Genomic DNA, 20,131 nt, shown 5'->3' with positions numbered 1-20,131 from the left:
TCTATTCGTTCCCGCACAGCTTCCATCTTATCCGCATCCACTTTTTTGATGTCAAAATAGTCGGCCGGGTAGAGTATGGTTATTTTCATGGTTGTATGGTTCCCTCCCTCCGCTTCACAGACACCGCACAGATGGTATCCGCATTTCCCGTGTATGGTCTGCCTGCTGCATCATCAAAAAATACAATATCTTCAAAGCCAGCATCCCGCAGTTCTTTCTCCATGGACTCCACGGTATATATCTGATTCCAGTTATTATAGCACTGACACGCGTCTTCCGTTACGATCACATACTGTTCAACATAGTTATTCGTCTCCGGATACTGATAATTCCGCTGGATACAGACATGGGGCTTTCCGGACCAGAATCCCTGCTCCAGATACTCTATGGATTCCATTTCCCTCAGTTTTTCCCTGTACTTCTCTGAATCCCCATCCAGAATGAAAATTCCGTCTTTCTTCAGGGCTCCATATACGTTCTTTAAAAGTACTTTCCTGTTATCCGGGGGAAGCACGCCATAATCGCAGTATATCAGAACAGCTGCATCGAATTCCTCCCGGTAATCCATTTCCAGATAATTTTTATAATGATATTCGATCGGAAGCCTCTCCGCCTCCGCGTGTTCCCTGGCATATTCGATGGACCGCCTGGAATAGTCCAGCGCTGTGACCCGGAAGCCCTCTTTACAGAATCTCTCCGCATAGAGGCCGGGGCCGCAGCCTAAGTCCAGCAGCCTCATATCCGGCCTGGCCTTACAATATTGTGCGATCCATTTCGCTGACTGTTCTATAAAATCATGGTGCCTGGAAGCTGCGTCGATCTCCGGATCGAGATGCGCCTTCAGCATATACTCCGAAATATGTTCGTCATCCCAGAACGGAGCGGAGCTGGGCGCATAGAGAGATGGTTTTTCCTTTAAATAGTTGATGAATTTGCTGTACATAGGAACCTCCGTGTAGGTTGTCATTTTCTGTTATGATAGATACTTTTTTAGTATACCTTTTTTCCTGTGGAGGAAGCAACCCTATGTTGAAGGCAGAACCATTCTTTCGCTGCGGTTTTAGTGACTGATCAGGTTCTTCTGGCCGCCTCCTCACAGTATTTTCTAATCTCGAACAGGGTCCCTTCCCGGTTCTCTATCATCCGTTCCACTTCCGCCTTATACTCCGGCGGACAGATATTCTTAACCGCCTGCCTGATCATTTCTTTGGAATGGCGGTCGTCCTTTTCGAATGGAACCACATCGCAGGTCTTCTGGTACCAGTCCAGCAGCAGTTCTTTCATTTCCATGATTATTTCTGCATACTCCTTCACATGAATCCGGTTCATCCTCTCCTGCGGATCCAGCCGCAGATCATAGAATTCGTCATCCTCGTAAATACGGCGTATATATTTATACTGCTCAGTCCGTATCATCGCGGCTTTTCCATGAATGACAGAATCCGTCTGCAGCTTTTGCCTTGGATAGTATTCCCCCATCACGGTCGGCAGATTTATATCATCATGAAATTCGTCACAGTGTATCTCGTCCTCATTTCTGCCTCCCTCGCTGCACACGTAGTCCCGGACCTTCACGCTGCGGTCCGCCAGATTACTCTGAAGCTTTCTTCCGAACTGGCTGTGATCCGGAGCTACATCGGCAAACGCCATGGCGGTCCGGTAGAAATCCACCAATTCCACCATCTGGTCACTGATTCCTGCATCCACGCCGAAGTCCTTTGGAGGCTTGATTAACAGCGGCACCCTGACGAGACAGTCTTCCATCATATTCTGAGCCTTTTCCACGATCCCGTAATCTCCTGTGTAATCCCCGTGGTCACTCAGGAAAAAAATGGCCGTGTCCTCATAGATTCCCGCCTCCTTCAGCCCATCACACAGCCGCTTAAACTGTGCATCTATCTTACTGCACATGCCGTAATACACGCCTCGCAGTTCCTTATAGTCTTCTTCCGTAAAATCCTGCATTCCCAGTTCCTCACGGATTCTCCTGTGAAATAACGGCTTTTTATCCCCGGGAACCACCTCTGCAATTCTTGGCATAACCTTCTCTCTGTCGATCCGTGAATAATAGGGTTCCTCCACCCGGTAGGGCGGATGGGGATAGATAAGTCCCAGAAATATGCAGAGCGGCCGGTCATCTGCCGGTGATTTCAAACGGTCGATGGCCGCATCTACCGCCTCGTCATCAGGGGTATAGTTAAGCCCACGCTCATCGGTCGCCAGTTCCCCCTTATAATGGGAATAAAAATACTTACTTCCCGGTTTTCCCCGAAGTCCCGGGTTTACCGGCCCTGGTGCGGGAGGAACATTACCTCCATAAAAGATTTCGGTGGCGTGCCTGGAAAAGATATCATCATCCTGCCCAGGAAGCAGATCGTTTCTGGTGTTCATCCAGACGTAATAGCCGGCCTCCTTCAACTCGCTGAGCAGAGAACTCTCGTGGCGGTGCAGCATATGACGCATGGTCCTGTGTCCGTGTACATGGGGATACAATCCGGTAAAAAAACTGCATCTGCTCGGCGTGCACACCGGATTCTGACAAAAGGCATAGCGATAGCTCACAGCGTCTTCTCTGATCATTTCATCCAGAAAGGGCGTTTCCGCACCAGGATTTACCCCCATATGGCCCAATGCATCATAACGCATCTGGTCGGGATTAAAGATGACTATGTTCGGCCGCTTTTTCACGTTCCTTTCCTCCTTCTTCTGCATTTTTCATTTCCCAATACCGTCTGAATTTCTCCGGCATGGGCTGATTCGTGGAAAGATACTGCTTTGGAAGCTGCGTAACGGAGCGCGGCGGTATCCATGTTTCGCTGGAAACCCACGATTCTTGTCCCTGAAACTGCGCTACAATCTGATATCCGTCCTCACGAATATTCTTCTCTTCCACGATCCTGACGGCGCAGACGTTATGGAAGGCAGCTTCGCGAAGTTCGTCAGCAGCCTCCGGGAACTCTGTAATCCGGTTATAAAGTTCCCACGGATCACTGTCCGGGCAGATAAGCAGTTCCTCCTCCGGATGGCTGACATAGGAGATCAGTTTCCACTTTCCCTGACGAATCATACGCCCATAATCCGTTCCCCTGCCATAAGGGAGATTAATCCATTCGGCAGTCACCGCGCGATCCTCACGTTCTTCCCCTCTTTCCAGTTCCGGAATCAGGCTGACCCCATCCTGAAACGGAAGCTCCCGTGCACCGGCCAGCTGACACACGGTCGGTGCTGCGTCCAGGAGACTGACCGGAGACCGCAACCGATTTCCAGCTAAGATCCCGTCTCCTGACACGATCATAGGGATCCGTACCGCCGCCTCATACAGAGACTGTTTCCCATAAAATCCCCGGTCACCGGCATGATCGCCATGATCTGACAGATAAAAGAAGATTCCCCGTTTCCCATGCCGGGAGAGATAAGTGTCCCATGCCGATTTAACCTGTCCCAGGCAGTGATCTTCGAATTCTATCAGGCCCCAGTAAGCAGCACGGACGCCCTTAACCAGCTCCGGCGTTGTATCGCGAAGACGCCCGGCATCCTGCGCAGAGGCCATAATATCCAGTGTTGGCGGCAAATCCGTACGCATTCTGTACTTATCGTACAGCTCTGTAGGTGCAATATAGGGAAAATGAGGGGCATACGTTCCCACAACAACACACTGCGGTTTTTTGTGAGGCTGGGATAAGTAGGTTTCCGCTTCCCTTATCACATAACGGTCGTATTCCTGCACCGGAGAATTGCCCCCTCCGACGGCGTGAATACAGCCGCCCTCCGTCATGACTGGAGCCATCGGCCCCATTCGTTCCCAATACGGAGCCATTGGCCCTATCGAGACAGGTGTGATGTCCCCTGCAATCCGCTTCGTGAATCCGTGGCGCTGGTCCTCCCCTTCAAAATGCATTCTCCCGCACAGAACGGTTTCATAGCCGGCCAGAGCCAGGAGGTGAAGAAACGTAGGCATTTCCGAAGGGATCGAACCGCGGTTCGTATAAACGCCGGTGTGAACGGGAAGCCGCCCTGTCAGAAAAGACATGCGCGCAGGAACACAGAGCGGACACGACGTATAGGCATTTTCAAACATCGTTCCCTCAGATGCCAGTGCATCCAGATTGGGAGTCTCCACCACCGGATGTCCCGCACATCCCATGACTCTGCCGTCGTGCTGATCGCTTAAATAAATCAGAATATCCGGTTGTGTTGATTGGTTCATAGTCCGGTCTCCTTTCACAGCTCTGTGCGACTTCACTGGAAAAATGTAAAAGAGAGCATCTCCATGAGCCCCGCCCCCTGATATACGAAGTACAGTTCACGTTCCTCTGTAAACCGGACCTCTGTTTCCGCATCCGTCCAGTCCTCCGCAGGAAGGATCGAAATGCTGAATTTCTGTTCTCTTTCCGTGCCAATCAGAAGCGTTCCCGTCGCATGGCCGCGATATGTGACACGGATACCCGCTGCAGTTCTTAACTCGATATACTTATATCCGATCCGTGTCCCGTCCTTTATGCCTGTAAGAAAGTGCTCGCCACCCATGTCCGTAATATTGGGAAAATCCGCTGCCTCATTTCCCCTTCCCCTAGACGGCATCATCGGCATATGGCCGTCCGTCAGATTGCAGCAGATCACTGCCGGATACGTCCCCTGTCCTGCCAGAGGACCGTTGTTTAATCCGCTGCTTGTGATGGTAACCTGCTCAATCCGCCCATTTTCATCTAAGAATACCGGCTCCGCACAGCCCTGCCGGTTATAGGCATTGGTATGGGTGTGGCGGTGATAGAAGATATACCATTGATCCTTTACACAGACCAGTCCTCCGTGGTTATTTCCTATCGCCATCAGCCGGTCTTCCGTTTTTCGTCCCTCATAGCCGATATCCCCATTGCTGACGATGACTCCGCCGAACAGAAAGCCTCCCATGGGATCTCTGCTTACCGCATAACAGAGTTCATGTGCGTGGACCGAGGAATAGACCAGATAGTAGAGCTCTCCGATTTTCCGAATGGAGGGCGCTTCAAAATACTCGTGTCCCTCGAATGAGGTTCCGATTCCATATTCGGAACTGGGAAGTACTACATACGGTCCCCGCTTCACGGTCCGCATGTCGGCCTCCAGCTCGACGACGCTCCCTCCCGGCATCTCTGCTCCCCTGTATTTTGGAATATGCAGGGTTGTCGGCGCAAAGCCATAATAAAGATACACCTTACCGTCCTCAACCAGAACGGCGGGATCGTAAGGAAGATTCTCACTTAACTGCCTGCCATCGGGGTATGCTACCTTCCCGTAGTATTCATACCGCCCCGCCGGTGTATCGCAGACTGCTACGGAGATGAAGTCACAGAATTTCAGGCAGTAATAGAGATAATACCTTCCATCCGGTCCCATACAGACATCCGGCGCATAAAGGCATAAACTGCCATCCGGATTATCCGGATCCTGGTCCTTTTTGTAAATAACGCCCTCATACCGCCACTCCGTAAGGTCACAGGCATCGGCGGAGTAGCAGACATAGTCCAGTTCGCAGAATTCATCGCCATTTTCCCGGTCATGAGAGCCATATAGGTACAGCCGGCCGCCGAATACGTGAGGTTCTCCATCTGGTATATACTCACATAGAGGCAAATACGGATTACAAATCTGTTTCATAGACTGCTTCCTCCTTCTTCCCCGGAATATAATCCAGTCCGAACCGTTTGTATAAATACTTCGGCGCGTCGTTGTCCTTTAACAGACCGATCAGCGCCCTTTCCATTCTTCCTTCTGTCTCTGCGTCCCGAAACGGCTTCTGCTGGCCGGGATCTGACTGCAGATCGAACAGAATATCGTGTTCCAGCTTCCCCGGATTGCGGGTTGGCATAACCGGTATCTCCATGACCCTGCAGCCTCTGGTAAAGGAAAAGCCTTCGTGCAGGCGCATTTCCCGCAGCTCGTCGTGGCTGAACATGCCCACCATATGGGTCGGCATCAGGGTATATTCCAGAGCTTTCTCCTCCGGATTTCTCACAGCCCGCATATAAACGGTCTTTCCATCTGTTACACAGACCGGACCTCCATGTACCCCGTACATTCCGTATTGGCGAACCGCTGCATCCAATTCTATCACCGGGCCCAGCGCCTTCCCCTTCATCCGCTCCGGAACAGGCAGTCCGAAAAATTCCAGGATTGTCGGCGCCAGATCAATGGTCTGCACCAATGACGTTCTGTGCTTCCCCGCCGTTTTATACCGCGGATCCCAGATAAACAGCGGAGTATGCACCACTTCGTTGTATTCCAGCGTGTTGTTTTTCGCCCACCAGCCATGCTCTCCCAGAAGAAAACCGTGGTCAGTATTCACGATGAGCATGGTATCCTTCCACATATCGTATCGATCCATCCGATCTAAAATCCGGCCCAGACTCCTGTCACAGAACTGAGCAAGTGCGTAATACTTTTTCTGCATCTGTTTTATGGTTTCCGGGTCTTCATGCGCCTCAGCATAGGGAGGCCAGTCCGGAACAAACGGACGGTCCGGATCGAACAAGTCGGCCTGATACGGTTCCGGGGAGTCGAACGGTTCATGGGGATCAAAGGTTTCAATCTGGACATACCAGTTGTCACAATTGATGTTATCCTCAATGAAACGGATTCCTCCGTCAAACGTCAGCGTCTGGGGATACTCCTCCTCATTTCTCATCCGGGTCCGGTTGGCCATATTCTGCCAGCCGCTTATCTTTCTGATATTCTGAAGCCGTTCCGGCTGAGACTCCGGGCTTAAAAGAACCGGTGCAAATTCCGGTTCTTGCTTCGAACAATCTCCCACCCATGCATCGGATTCCTGTCCTCTGTAGCATTCCCATGTAGAAAAACGCGGGTGATAGGTAGCGCCCCCATCCTCCATATAATGGTAATGGTCTGTGGAAAGATGGGAGTGAATCCCCGCCTTTTTAAGCATCTCCGGCATGGAATCATCAAACGGCTCCATTGGTCCCCAGCTTCTGTGCAGGAAATTGTCCCTTCCAGTGTGCAGCTCTCTTCTGGCCGGCATACAGGGCAGACTGCACACGTAGCTGTTGTCAAACATGACCGTATGCCGGGCCAGCCTTTCAAAATTCGGCATCGAAACCTTTTTCTCTCCAAAACAGGGAATTATGTCCCGCCTCAGAGAATCATACATAACCATAATCGCTCTCATGATAAAGTCTCCTATTAAACCGCCTGTCTGGTCTGCTGCGCCATCCTGATCCGTTCCCGCTTCTTCTTCGCATAGGAGAACTTATCCACGTTCATCCGGTAAATCATGAAGATCAGAAAAAGGGAATAGACAATGATATTCTGCACGCTTCCTTCCATGGAAAGCTTCGACAGTCCCAGAATCAGCAGCCTTACACTGACTGCCCCCGACAGCACGCCGAGAATTGGGGTGCCGACGTAAGTTCCGATGAACACGCCGAGGAACAGCGGGAACATATTGCTGAATACACTACCATTGCTGCTCATACCCAGTACCGGTGTCAGAGACCCCTTGTACGCCGTATCAAAAACTCCGGCGCAGGCTACCAGCGCGCCTGCCAGCGTATAGCAGATGACGCAGTTCACAAAGATATTGATTCCCGCATCCGACGCCAGCTTCTGGTCGCCCTGAATTGCCCGTCTCTTATAGCCAAAGCTGCTGTACTGAAACAGAAATGTCATAATGATCAGCAGTGCCGCAGCAACCGTCAGAATAAAGGTTACATTTGACAGTATGGATACCCCCGATTTTCCGTATATCATCAGACCCTGCTGATTGTAAGCGCCAAAGGAAAAGCATTCGAAAATCAGAGTCATGCCGATTCCCAGTACCATGGGAAGAATTCTTAAATTTACAAATAACAGTCCCACCAGAAGTCCGCACAGAGCGCCCACCGCCATACTGAGCACGAGGATCCCGACTCCGCCCAAATGAAGCTGCAGCGCCAGATTACCGCCGAATACGCACCCCATATACATCTGTGCTCCCGCTGATAAATCCATGCGGCCGGACAGAAGATTGCAGTTTAAGGCCAGGGCGAAGCAATAGCATGTGAGTCCCGTCCGAAGCAGTGTCTTTAAATCCGTGATTGTACTGACCGTCCTGGTACCGGCGATGCTTAAGTCCAGCACATTCATAACAACAAACACAATAAGTGGAAGACTGATCAGCTGTATTATATTTTTTATCCGATATTCCAGAGTCTTCTGTTTCATCCTACTCTCCTTCAATCCCCATTATTTACCCAGGCGCTCCAGCGTACTCTCATACGTCATGCCATTATAAACCGCCTGTACATCGTCCGCAGTCAGGTCCGGATTCATGATGCCCAGACACTGATTAATCATGCTCTCATCCATGATCCATTTATCTCCGCCCTTTACGTCCCAATTGGCGCAAGTATTGATCTGATCGAGCGTGTCAAGGGACCACATGCGGAAGCTTAAAGTCCTCTTTTCATTTTCACTGCTGTCATTTAAAGCGGCATAGCCGGTCAATGCATTATAGACGGATATAAATCCCATGCTGCTTGTGAGACTGGTGGATTTCAAAGCAGCCATATTCAGAGAAGAATTCCCGAACTTATCCTGTGTGTTAAACGCATTGATCAGCGATTCAGACATCGACGCGATCGAAGCCACCTTAATATCCTTGTCAAAGTTCTTTTCCACCTCGTCCACTACAACCGCGGTCTGCGCATAGCTTTGTCCGGAATGGATCAATACGCCGTATTTGCCGGTCTGAAGCGCCGCGCTGACTCCTTCCAGCCAGCCTTCCATGCCGCTGGGGCTTCCCGGATAGATGTAAATGTTGATTCCCTTGTCGTTGGCAACCTCGATCGGAGCAGACGTCTTTGCCAGGTTTTCCACCGTATCTTCAAAGGTCAGATTATATTTGCTCTGCAGAGCCGACAATGCAGCAATCGCCGTCTCGAGATGCTGAATATTCCCGGAAAATGCCAGTGAAGAGGTAATCATAAAGCCCTCGCTCCCATCGTCAGAAGCATTGCTTGAGAGCCAGTCCCGGAAGAGTTGTCCGACATGCTCATTGTCGGCGCCGAAGCTTCCCTGGAAGGTCTCATAGCCGCCTTCAAACGCACCGTCAACCTCTGGTATTCTCGCCGTGTTAATCACATACTGCATTCCGTACTCCTCACAGACCTGCGCCATCTGATTGGCGTCCACCGAACGGTAGGAAATGATGGCGTCGCAGCCCGCGTCTGCACAGCCCTCGATAAAGGTCAGCTCATCATCCGTGTCCTTACACTGCTCTGAAAATACGAATTCCACGTTATAGCGCGACGCCAGATAATTTTCATAATAATCGCGGCGGATCACGACCTCATCGATGGCCTGCGGTTCACATACACCGATCTTAAACTTCTTGAAGTCCTGAGGAGTCTTTGCTCCGCCTTCTGCCAAAGAGGCTCCTGTCGCAGGCGCCGTTGTCTGTGCTGCCGTCTCCACGGAGCTTTCCTTCCCGGAACATGCGGTAAGCCCTAACACCATCGCCGCACAAAGTAATACTGCTGTTAATCTCTTTTTCATCTTTCTTCTCCTTCTCCATTTCGCGAATCCTGGACTCGCGTTTTTTTATCGTTACGAGCACTTGGCGCCTGTCTTTTTAGGCGCTTACGTGCGATACATGTAAAACAGTTGGCGCGGTCCTTTCGAGCCTTACTGTTTTTTATACCTGCTGTCTGGTCGGCAGTGTGGACGGCCGTTCAGAGTTTAAAAATACAAGAAGCAAAAATACGATCCCCCGGACTCCCTGTATGGCTGTCGAAGATACGCCTGTCATGAGAAGTCCCTTATTTAAAGCCGATACCGTGAGCGCCCCCATCAGCCCCGCGTAGGCGTTGGACCTTGCTCCGCCAAAGATAGACATGCCTCCAAGGACTGTAGCCAGCATCACATCCATGCCCATACCGCTTCCCACCTCCGTACTGACTGATCCGGTCCGGATGATCGTAAAGATCGAGGCCACACCGACTCCGATGCCCGCCATGAAGAAGCTGACATAGGTCGATCTCTTCGCGCTGATTCCCGTCTGATCCGCACAGTTTGGATTTCCGCCTACGAAACGCAGCCGCCTTCCAACCGGAGTGAAATGGTATACGATAATACAGAGTATAAAATATCCCAGAAACATTGCATACCGGAATCCGGCATTTTCCAGCATTTTACAGACACTGTAATCTACTTTCAGGGAATCCGGTCCCAGTATTTCGCTGACAATCGCACTGTACAGCTGGATCATCACAATGGCTACTGTAACCGTTTTTATCTGAAACACCACGCTGAGCGTACAATTAAATACCATCAGAATAATGCCGACGGCAACAGCGGTTACCACCATAAGGGCGATATTTCCCGTCCTGTTATAAATCAGCGCGCCGATGGTAGCCGCCAGCGCCATGGAGTTCCCCACGGAAATATCCAGGTTCCCCGTCGTATAGATAAAGGACACCGCGGTGGCCATCGTACCGATGATGAGTGCCTGATTAAAAATTCCTATCAACACGTTTCTGCCAAAAAAGGCCCCCTTCGTGACGCCCCCGAATAAGGCGACGATCAGCACCAGGATGATAACAGAAAACACCAGAGAAAAGGAAGGTTTGTTTTTAATTATTGAAATCCTGTCCCCCGCCTTCAGCTTCGGAACATCCTTTTGAACAGCAAGTTCAGCCATCTCTTCCACCTCCCTAAATCATGCACCCGATCAGTTTGTGCTGATCGTAGCCGTCTTTTCGATAAAATTCTCCGTTGACCTTTCCATCTCTGATAACCAGCAGCCGGTCTGACATGCCGATCAGCTCCGGCATCTCCTCGCTGATCATGATAATGGATTTTCCTTTCTGCTTCATCTGGTAAATCAACTGATACATGGCCGCCTTCACTCCAATATCTACGCCTCTGGTGGGGCAGTCCAGAATCAGGATATCCGCTTCATCCGCTATCCATTTTCCGAATACCACCTTCTGCTTGTTTCCTCCGGAAAGCGCCTTCACCGGCTGCAGCATATTGACACACTTGATTGCCAGCGAATCAACCTGGAGCTTCGCATACCGTCTTTCCTTCCGGAAGGAAAGAAACGGTCCGAACAGCCGGTTCTTATCGAGACCCGTGCTTTGTATATTGGCTGCTATGGATGCGTTAAGTTCCAGGGACTCCGTATCTCTGTTCTTTGACACGTATCCCATCTTGTTCTTAAAGGCCGTCTGCGCGTTTTTCACCACAGTCCCTGTCTTCGTGAGAACTACCTGTCCATCTACCACCTCTTCCAGTCCGTAAAGCGCCTTTCCAAGTTCGTGCATACCACATTCCGACAGACCTCCAATGCCCAGAATCTCTCCCTGATGAAGCTCTAAGTCGAAACAGAGCAGCGCATTCATGGTGGTGATACAGTCTGCCTTCAGCACCACTTCGCTGCTGTATTCATCCTTGTCTACCCGGTAGTAGTTTCCTTTGATTTCCCGTCCCACCATCTTGTGTTTGATGTCATTGCTGTCAAAATCCTTCTTCTCCATGTTGTCAATGATCACGCCATCCCGCAGAATTGTCAGCGTATCGCAGTGTTCCATAAGCTCTTCCAGATCATGGCTGATGAAGACGACCGCCCGGTTCTCGTTTGCCGCCCGGTGCATCAGATTATAAAGAATGGTTCTTCCGCTCTGCGACAGCGCCGTGGTCGTCTCGTCTACCACAAACAGGTCCGGATTATTGTACATGGTCCCGGCAATCTCGATCAGCTTCCTGTCCTGCATGTCATACACTCTGGTCGGCAGCGCCGGATTTATGGTCGTCACCCCTATTTTCTCCAGTGCTTTGGCCGCCTCCGCGTTCATTTTCGCCTTGTTCATGAAGATGCCGTTCTTAAACGCCTCATAATTTCCCAGAAAGATATTCTCTGCCACGGTAATGTTCTCAATCGTCCCTGCTTCCTGCACTATCATGCCGATTCCCTGTTTCACCGCTTCCAGGCTGGTAGACGGTTTCCACGGCTTTCCTTTATAAAACATTTCCCCGCTGGTAGCCGGCTGAATGCCTGCGATAATGGAAGAAACTGTAGATTTTCCCGAGCCGTTTTCCCCAATCAGCCCCCGAATCTCACCGCGTCTGATGGTGATATCCACATGATTTAAAGCCACGGTTACTCCGAAGTTTTTGCACATGTCCTTTACTTCCACCAGCACTTCGCCTTTCTCGTGCATATTTCCTTCTCCTTCCCCCCCCCCGCTATGAGCACTCCTGCCCGGAGCACCCCACCGGATCTTTGATAGTCCTCATTATATCGGAATTTATTCCCTTCTGCCGCACAATTAACGGCCGTTTATAGTCAAAAAACGACTTCTGCGTAAAAAAAGAACAGCCGGTTTTGCAAAAAACTTCGGCTGTTGTTCTTTTTCAGACTTTTTCACCTGTCGCGCTCTTCCTGCGGCGTGTGTCCCATCACTTTCTTATATGCTTTGGAAAAATGGCTGAAGTTGGAATATCCCACCTTGGCCGCCACGAAGCTGACCGGAAGGCTGGTGGTACGCAGAAGCGACTGGGCCGCCTTAATCTTCTGTTCAATTATGTACTCCTTCAGCGTCATTCCCGTTTCCTTCTTGAATGTCCGGGTTAAATAGTCCGGATTTAAATGCACCAGTTCCGCGATGGTTCCCCGCCTTAGCTCCTGCTCCAGATTTTCTGCCACGTAGGCCATCACCGTCTGCACCAGCGCCTGGGCGTCATCCACCTCCTGCTCCGGATGACAGCAGGAGGTGACAAAGGAAAGCAGGCGTTTCATGGCATCTACGGATTTCATCCCATTGCGGTAGAGCTCCAGTTCTTCTGCTGTTTGAAAAAGCTCGCATACGTTTACGCCCTGTTTCCCAAATACGGTATACATCAGCTGCATATAATCCTGGTAAAAATAGAGCAGCGTCTTCTTATCCAGAATCCCCCGGTCCGCCAGGTCATCCAAAAGCTGAAACGCCTGCTCTTCGACTGCCTGCGGATATCCCTCCTCATACAGGGTCTCCCACTGTTTGACTGATACCAGACGGAATACATACTCCTTTTTCTCCTCCTTACCGGATTCAGGAAATACCCCCTGCTTCAGTGATACATTGTTCTCTTTCCGTTCTTTTAACTGCCGCCAGACTTCGCTCAAATCCGAGAGCGGCTTAAGCTCCGATAGATAGCAGGCGATCTGACACCGGAAAAACTGTCTGCATACACTGCTTAAAAACATAAACTGCCGGCTTAGGCTGTCCTGGGTAATTTCTTCATCCGAGGTGGACTGAATCACCAGCAGAAATACATTTTCCTCGATACAGGATAACGCCACCTTCTGGTCATTTGGCAGAAATATCTCATTGAGAATGTTATGAAGGCTCTGTTCCAGCAGGTAATTGTCCCAGTCCTCTTTCTTTCCCACCCACTTCACGATCTGAATCAGCACCGCATGCCCCTGTCCCGTAAAGTCAGGCAGAATACCCAGGCCGGACAGATTTTCAATGTCCAGGTAGTTGCTGTCTCCGTACAGGTAATTGCGGAGTGCATTGGACGTAATATTTTTCTGCTGGCGCGTGAACGCCTTTCCCTTATAGATGGCGTTCTCGTTCATCTGCTTCTGTTTTACCGCTTCCACCGCCTTCTTCACAGTGGCCGCAATGGTAGGATACAGAGCCGGCTGCACTACATAATCAAACGCTCCCAGGCGGATCCCCTCCCTTGCGTAATCAAATTCCGCGTGGCTCGTCAACAGGATACACAGGGTTTTCATCTTCTTTTCCTTAACCCAGGCCAGGAGCTGTAAGCCGTTTTCCACCGGCATCTCGATATCGCACAGCATAATATCAATGGGCCGGCTGTTTAAGATTTCTCTCGCCTCCAGGGCATTATAGGCTGCAAATACTTCGTCAATCTGCAGTTCCTCCCATGTGATCCCTTTTTTAAGGCCCTCGCTGACCGAAGGCTGGTCATCGACAATCAGCAGTTTCATCATTCGTTCCCCTCTCCTCATATCTGTATCATCAGGTTAATTTTCGCTCCGCCCTGGTTGGAGAACTGAACAGCGAAATCTTCTCCGTAAATCAGGCGGAATCTCTGGATGACATTGCGAATCCCCACCCCCGTCAGGGCAGCAGTCTCATCTAGATGGTGGTTCAGTTCGCTGAGCAGTTCCTCTGGAAAACCGGGTCCATTGTCGCGTATCACAATATCCGCCAGGTGCCGGCCATCCATCTCCAGGGACCGTGCATCGATCCTGATCTGCAGTGTTCCGTCCTGTGCCATACCGTGTTTCATACAATTTTCAATCAGAGTCAGACAGCTGACCGGCGGTACCATCATCATCCTGACGCCCTCATCCATGCTGATATGAATCTCCGCCCGGCCGCTTTCTATGCTCCGATGCAGTTCAATATAGTTCTCGCACATCTGCATCTCTTTTTCCAACGGGATCAGATCGCTCTGCTGATCGAACACATACCGCAAATGAGTGCCTAAATACACCACGGCTTTCTGAATCTGCCCGATCTTTTCCGACTGCGCCAGTCCAAAAATGCTCTTGAGACAGTTCAGGAAAAAATGAGGCCGGATCTGCATCTTCAACGCGTACAGCTGCGCCTTTTCCCTGGCAATCTGCTGCTCGTAGCTCTTAATCTTCAGTGTGGTGATCTCCGAGATCATATGGTTAAACGCCTGCTGTACCTTCTGGAATTCGCGGCCGCCCTGTTCTTCCACCCGCACATTTAAATCGCCCTCTTCTATCTTCTGCATGGCCTGTACCAGAGAATCCATCGGACGAAACAGAATACTCTTTAAATACCCGATCAGAATCCAGACCATCACAAATCCCAGGGCAATATACAGATACGGGCTCATATACAGAAATTTTAACACCACACTGCTGTTATAGAATTCTGATATGAGCGCGACCTTAAAATGGATCAGCTGCTTCTGCACCACCATATAGTTCTTACTGTTGGAGAAATAGTAGTCCGAATCGTCCAGATAATTCAGATAAATACCATTCTTCTGAATGAAGTCTTCGTTAGAAAAGACCTCCTGGTTATTAAAAAATACGATTTCGCCCTCATAGGAATAAAAGAGTTTTGCATTCTTGGAGGCCTGAGGCAGATCGTATATTCCCACTACAAAAGCGTTGTCCCGCTCCATGACTCTACACAGAAATGTCCGGCTTCCGATCCTTTTTATAAACCAGCCCAGAGGCACTTCCTCCTCTTCCAGAAACGTTCCCAAGGAATCTGTTATTTCTTCCTTCACAGAGCCATAACCGACAATCGAGTTAAATACGCTGCCTCTGACGTCTGTATCGGTATCGTACAGCAGATACGCCGCAACGTCCTGGTTGTCCTTCAGTTCCTCCGAAAAGCGGTCCATAATCTCCCCCACAAACGGGCTGCAGCCCGGATCCCCCCGCAGAGCGAGAAACTGATCAAATGCATCGTTATGATACACCGTATTTGTGATAAATACCTCTGAACGCTCGATTTCGCTCTGGAGCGTATTATAATAAACCTGCAGGCTGGCATTGTTCGATTTGGCAATCTGCTGCTCTATCTGCTTTATTGCCATCCTCATTCCGGTTCCGAATACCAGCGAAAAGAGAATAATGACGCCGAATATAGAAATCAAAATCTTGTGTTTCAGTAGAATTTTATCTTTCATACTTCCCCCCGTGTTAAATAGAAAGCAACTGTAATCTGGTATCTTACATTATAGCCAAACATCCGGTCTTCTTCAATGAGAAAAGTAAACGGATTCTGATTCCGCGCTGCCAGGCAGACTTGCCCCCGATAAAATCTATCTCCAATCAAAAAAATCCCCTATAAAAGGGAGGAAGCCGGTAAGAGGGGGATCCTACCGGCTTTGAGTATGAAAAAAAGTTTTATATTATTAAAAACGTTTACGAGTATTACTATAACCAATAAATGTGAAAAATATTTGCCCTAAATGTGAAAGAAATGTGAATCTTAAACATTCCTCTGATAAAGAAGTCCCCTGACTTCATACGAAATCAGGGGACATGTCTCACTTCTTATCTCTTCAATTCTTATCTCTTTACTCCCATATGGAACATCTCATCAGATTCGGATTTCTCTTCCGTATCCGTTGTCTCCTGGGACGGTTCCTTTGGCGCATTCTCTTCCGCTGCGGGACTGCTCAGGACTGCTTCTTCCTTCTTATCGTCGAACGTGTCCTTATGGCTTACCACGTCGTCCATCTTATCGGCTTCGGTCTTATCCTTCTCCTCCGGCTCCGGTATTCCCTTCATCTCTCTGAATATCTTCATGAATTCCTTGCCGGTGATGGTCTCCTTCTCGATTAAGAACTCTGCGATCTTATCCATCACATCGCGGTTCTCAGACAACAGAGCCTTGGCTTCCTCGTAAGCTTCCTTCAGCATCTTCATGACCTCGTTGTCGACTTCGGCAGCCGTGGCATCGCCGCAGTTCATGACCATACGGCCGGTTAAGTACTGGTCTTCCTGAGTCGCTAAGCCCATCAGACCAAACTTATCAGACATACCGTACTGAGTAATCATGGCCCGGGCCATTCTGGTCGCCTGCTCAATATCGTTGGCTGCTCCCGTGGTCACAGTATCAAACACAAGCTCCTCCGCTGCTCGTCCGGCCAGGGCCCCGACCAGCATGGCGTGAAGTTCTTTCTTCGTATTTAAATATTTTTCTTCCTCCGGCACGTGCATAACATAGCCAAGGGCACCCATGGTTCTCGGAACGATGGTTATCTTCTGAACCGGCTCCGCGTCCTTCTGGAGGGCGCTTACGAGAGCATGGCCAACCTCGTGGTAAGACACGATGCGGCGCTCTTCCTTATTCATGATTCTGTCTTTCTTCTCTTTACCCACAAGCACGACTTCAACCGCTTCAAATAAGTCTTTCTGGGCGACGGCCTGTCTGCCGCTCTTAACCGCCAGAATGGCTGCCTCGTTAATCATATTGGCAAGATCCGATCCAACCGCGCCGGAAGTCGCCAGCGCAATCGCGTCGAGATCGACGCTCTCATCCATCAATACGTCTCTGGAATGAACCTTTAAGATATCCACACGGCCCTTTAAATCAGGCTTATCCACGATGATCCGGCGGTCGAAACGGCCTGGACGCAGCAGCGCCGGGTCTAATATCTCCGGACGGTTTGTCGCAGCCAGAACCAGAAGTCCCTTGGAGGAATCGAATCCGTCCATCTCGGACAACAGCTGGTTTAATGTCTGTTCACGCTCGTCATTGCCGCCGCCAAATCTGGAATCACGGCTCTTACCGATGGCATCCACCTCATCGATGAAAATGATACAGGGAGCAGACTCCTGGGCCTGCTTGAATAAGTCACGTACACGGGAGGCGCCGACACCCACGAACATCTCTACGAAATCAGAACCGGACAGCGAATAGAATGGGACATGCGCTTCTCCGGCTACCGCCTTGGCAAGCAGGGTCTTACCTGTACCAGGAGGACCCACTAGCAGGGCTCCTTTCGGCAGCTTGGCGCCGATCTTCGTGTATTTACCCGGATTGTGAAGGAAATCTACGATCTCCGTCAGCGACTCCTTCGCCTCGTCTTCACCGGCTACATCGCGGAATGTAACTCCGGTCTCTTTCTGTACGTATACCTTGGCGTTGCTCTTGCCCACGCCCATGATACCGCCGCCTCCGCCGACACGGCGCATCATAAAGTTAAGTAGAATTCCCATCAGACCAAACAGCAGCAGATAGCTGACAATGGTCTGGATAATGAAGTTGCCATCCTTACGGATCCTGTGCGTATCCACGCCGGCTGTCCGAAGTCTCTCCGCGAGTGTTAAATCATTATCCATTCGCACGGTATAATATGTTTTCCCGGGCATGTATCCTTCCCAGGTGCTCTTCGGCTCGATTGTAATTCTGGAGTCCTCGACGCTTACGGCCTCTACCTGCTTCTCATCCACCATGTTCATAAATGTATCATAGCTGAGCTCTTCTGTGGTCCTCGCTGAGAGTGCGTTGTGCAGATAGGACAGCCCTGCCACCGCAATTAAAAAGGTAACTACCCATGCAATAATTACCTGTGCGTTCTTTGGCATCTTACTGTTATTATTCTGATTGTTGTTGTTATCCATATGTGTAAATTCTCCAATCCGGATATTCTATACCCATTCTATATCATTATAGTGTCAGTCTCTCCATAAATCAAGAAAAGAATTATAAAATCCTTATAAAGAGATTTTCATTCCATGGTATTTTAAGACAAATTTTACACTTAATAATCGAAAGTTTTTTCATGAAAATGTGGATTTCTGAAATAATTAGTTGTATAATATCGTTTTTATTGAATGACACATCCCCAAAAAACCTTAAGGAGGTACCATTTTTATGCCAGTGAAATACGTATTTGTCACCGGTGGCGTCGTGTCCGGTCTTGGCAAAGGCATCACCGCAGCATCCCTTGGCCGTCTGTTAAAGGCGCGCGGCTATCACGTCACCATGCAGAAATTCGATCCCTACATCAACATCGACCCCGGCACCATGAATCCGGTCCAGCACGGTGAGGTATTTGTCACCGAGGATGGCGTGGAGACGGATCTGGATTTAGGCCACTATGAGCGATTTATCGACGAAAATCTGACGAAAAATTCCAATGTCACCACCGGCAAGGTCTACTGGACCGTTCTGACAAAGGAACGCCGCGGAGACTTCGGCGGAGGCACGGTTCAGGTGATCCCCCACATCACCGATGAAATCAAAAGCCGTTTTCACCGCAGCGGAGAACAGACCGCGTCCGGCATCTCTGACTCCCTGCAATCCGATGACATGGAGATTGCCATCATCGAGGTCGGCGGCACCGTCGGAGACATCGAGAGCCAGCCGTTTTTGGAAGCAATCCGCCAGTTCCAGCACGATGTCGGCCGTGAAAATGCGATTCTGATCCACGTAACCTTAGTTCCCTATCTAAAAGTGTCCGAGGAATTAAAGACAAAGCCCACCCAGGCCAGTGTCAAGGATTTGCAGGGTATGGGAATCCAGCCGGACATCATCGTCTGCCGCTCCGAACTTCCCCTCGACGACGGAATCCGCGGCAAGATCGCCCAGTTCTGCAACGTCCCGAAAAATCACGTGCTCCAGAATCTCGATGTGGAGGTACTCTACGAACTCCCGCTGGTAATGGAACAGGAGCATCTGGCCGAGGTGGCCTGTGAGAGTCTGCGTATCCCTTGTCCCGAACCGGATTTATCCGAGTGGAGTTCCATGATCGAGAGCTGGAAACACCCGCAGAAGCAGGTGACGGTGGCTCTGGTCGGCAAATACATCTCCTTACATGACGCCTATATCTCCGTTGTGGAAGCATTAAAACACGGCGGTGTGGCCAACCACGCCAGCGTATCCATCCGCTGGGTCGACTCCGAGGAGGTAAACGATGGTAATGCCGCCGAGATCTTTGACGGTGTGAACGGCCTCCTCGTGCCTGGAGGCTTTGGAAGCAGGGGAATCGAAGGGAAAATCTCTGCCATCCGCTGGGCGCGCACCCATGGGATCCCGTTCCTCGGTCTCTGTCTCGGAATGCAGATGGCCATCGTGGAATTCGCCCGCGACGTCGTCGGCTACAGCGACGCCCACACGGCTGAGTTAGACCCTGACACCGGCCATCCGGTCATCCATCTGATGCCGGACCAGAACGGCGTTGAAGACATCGGAGGAACCCTGCGTCTCGGCTCCTATCCCTGTGTGCTTGACAAAACCTCCAGAGCCTACGCCCTATACGGCCAGGAAACGATTCACGAGCGCCACCGCCACCGGTATGAGGTCAACAACGACTACCGCCAGGCCCTGACCGAAAACGGCATGAAACTGTCCGGCATTTCCCCGGATGGACGGATTGTCGAGATGATTGAGCTTCCGGAGCATCCCTGGTTCGTCGCCACACAGGCCCATCCGGAATTTAAATCGCGGCCAAACCGTCCGCATCCGCTGTTTGCCGGCTTTATCGAGGCTGCGCTTAAAAATCAGGATAAATAATTCCCCAGTTATCCTGTCGCCCACATAAAATAAGAATATTGGTTATACTATCAATATCATTGAAAATGGGGGCAGACACGATCGTGACTACGGAAAAAGCAGTTATACTTTTAAGGGCATACGCCGCC

The 20,131-nt window shown here is 50.3% G+C and carries 13 protein-coding genes; 1 reads left to right on the top strand and 12 read right to left on the bottom strand.

The window, feature by feature from the left end; translation table 11 throughout:
* Nucleotides 1-85: 85 nt before the first annotated feature.
* The 12 genes from M1L66_RS09570 to ftsH all read right to left on the bottom strand — a co-directional run bounded on the left by M1L66_RS09570 (nucleotide 86) and on the right by ftsH (nucleotide 18,109).
* Nucleotides 86-943 (bottom strand): class I SAM-dependent methyltransferase, encoded by an 858-nt coding sequence (locus M1L66_RS09570; RefSeq protein WP_434692534.1) that lies wholly within the window; start codon nucleotides 941-943, stop codon nucleotides 86-88.
* A 128-nt stretch (nucleotides 944-1,071) separates the two neighbouring features.
* The gene (locus M1L66_RS09565; RefSeq protein WP_434692532.1) at nucleotides 1,072-2,688 is read right to left on the bottom strand and encodes a sulfatase-like hydrolase/transferase; all 1,617 of its coding nucleotides are present in this window, start codon (nucleotides 2,686-2,688) and stop codon (nucleotides 1,072-1,074) included.
* Nucleotides 2,657-4,207 carry a sulfatase-like hydrolase/transferase gene (locus M1L66_RS09560; RefSeq protein WP_434692529.1) on the bottom strand — a complete coding sequence of 517 codons (1,551 nt, stop codon included), beginning with the start codon at nucleotides 4,205-4,207 and terminating at the stop codon, nucleotides 2,657-2,659. Before M1L66_RS09560 ends, M1L66_RS09565 begins: the two co-directional genes overlap by 32 nt.
* A 32-nt stretch (nucleotides 4,208-4,239) precedes the next feature.
* Nucleotides 4,240-5,637, bottom strand: coding sequence for a family 43 glycosylhydrolase (locus M1L66_RS09555; protein ID WP_434692526.1), 1,398 nt, complete (start codon nucleotides 5,635-5,637; stop codon nucleotides 4,240-4,242).
* Nucleotides 5,621-7,162 carry a sulfatase gene (locus M1L66_RS09550; RefSeq protein WP_434692524.1) on the bottom strand — a complete coding sequence of 514 codons (1,542 nt, stop codon included), beginning with the start codon at nucleotides 7,160-7,162 and terminating at the stop codon, nucleotides 5,621-5,623. Before M1L66_RS09550 ends, M1L66_RS09555 begins: the two co-directional genes overlap by 17 nt.
* Before the next feature lie 14 nt (nucleotides 7,163-7,176).
* A complete protein-coding gene (locus M1L66_RS09545; RefSeq protein ID WP_434692522.1) occupies nucleotides 7,177-8,196 on the bottom strand; it encodes an ABC transporter permease subunit in 1,020 nt (339 codons plus the stop codon).
* Between the two features lie 21 nt (nucleotides 8,197-8,217).
* Nucleotides 8,218-9,528: an S-layer protein gene (locus tag M1L66_RS09540; protein ID WP_187021862.1), complete on the bottom strand. Its 1,311-nt coding sequence runs from the start codon at nucleotides 9,526-9,528 to the stop codon at nucleotides 8,218-8,220.
* Nucleotides 9,529-9,667: 139 nt separating this feature from the next.
* Entirely contained in the window at nucleotides 9,668-10,672 is a 1,005-nt protein-coding gene (locus M1L66_RS09535; RefSeq protein WP_187021863.1) for an ABC transporter permease, read from the bottom strand.
* A gap of 13 nt (nucleotides 10,673-10,685) precedes the next feature.
* Nucleotides 10,686-12,194: a sugar ABC transporter ATP-binding protein gene (locus M1L66_RS09530; protein WP_187021864.1), complete on the bottom strand. Its 1,509-nt coding sequence runs from the start codon at nucleotides 12,192-12,194 to the stop codon at nucleotides 10,686-10,688.
* 203 nt (nucleotides 12,195-12,397) lie between these two features.
* On the bottom strand, nucleotides 12,398-13,975 hold the full coding sequence (locus M1L66_RS09525; protein WP_434692517.1) for a helix-turn-helix domain-containing protein: 1,578 nt from the start codon (nucleotides 13,973-13,975) through the stop codon (nucleotides 12,398-12,400).
* 14 nt (nucleotides 13,976-13,989) lie between these two features.
* A complete protein-coding gene (locus tag M1L66_RS09520; protein ID WP_434692515.1) occupies nucleotides 13,990-15,663 on the bottom strand; it encodes a sensor histidine kinase in 1,674 nt (557 codons plus the stop codon).
* 385 nt (nucleotides 15,664-16,048) lie between these two features.
* Nucleotides 16,049-18,109: an ATP-dependent zinc metalloprotease FtsH gene (ftsH, locus tag M1L66_RS09515; RefSeq protein ID WP_434692513.1), complete on the bottom strand. Its 2,061-nt coding sequence runs from the start codon at nucleotides 18,107-18,109 to the stop codon at nucleotides 16,049-16,051.
* A 253-nt stretch (nucleotides 18,110-18,362) separates the two neighbouring features.
* On the opposite strand from ftsH, the gene M1L66_RS09510 reads away from it, so the two are divergent.
* A complete protein-coding gene (locus M1L66_RS09510) occupies nucleotides 18,363-20,003 on the top strand; it encodes a CTP synthase (protein ID WP_434692511.1) in 1,641 nt (546 codons plus the stop codon).
* The last annotated feature ends 128 nt before the right edge of the window (nucleotides 20,004-20,131 follow it).

The sequence above is a fragment of the Hungatella sp. SB206 genome (assembly GCF_051132295.1).
GTDB classification, from domain to species: domain Bacteria; phylum Bacillota; class Clostridia; order Lachnospirales; family Lachnospiraceae; genus Hungatella; species Hungatella effluvii.
The sequence above is the reverse complement of the archived record's forward strand: the minus strand, read 5'-3'. Positions and strand labels throughout refer to the sequence as shown.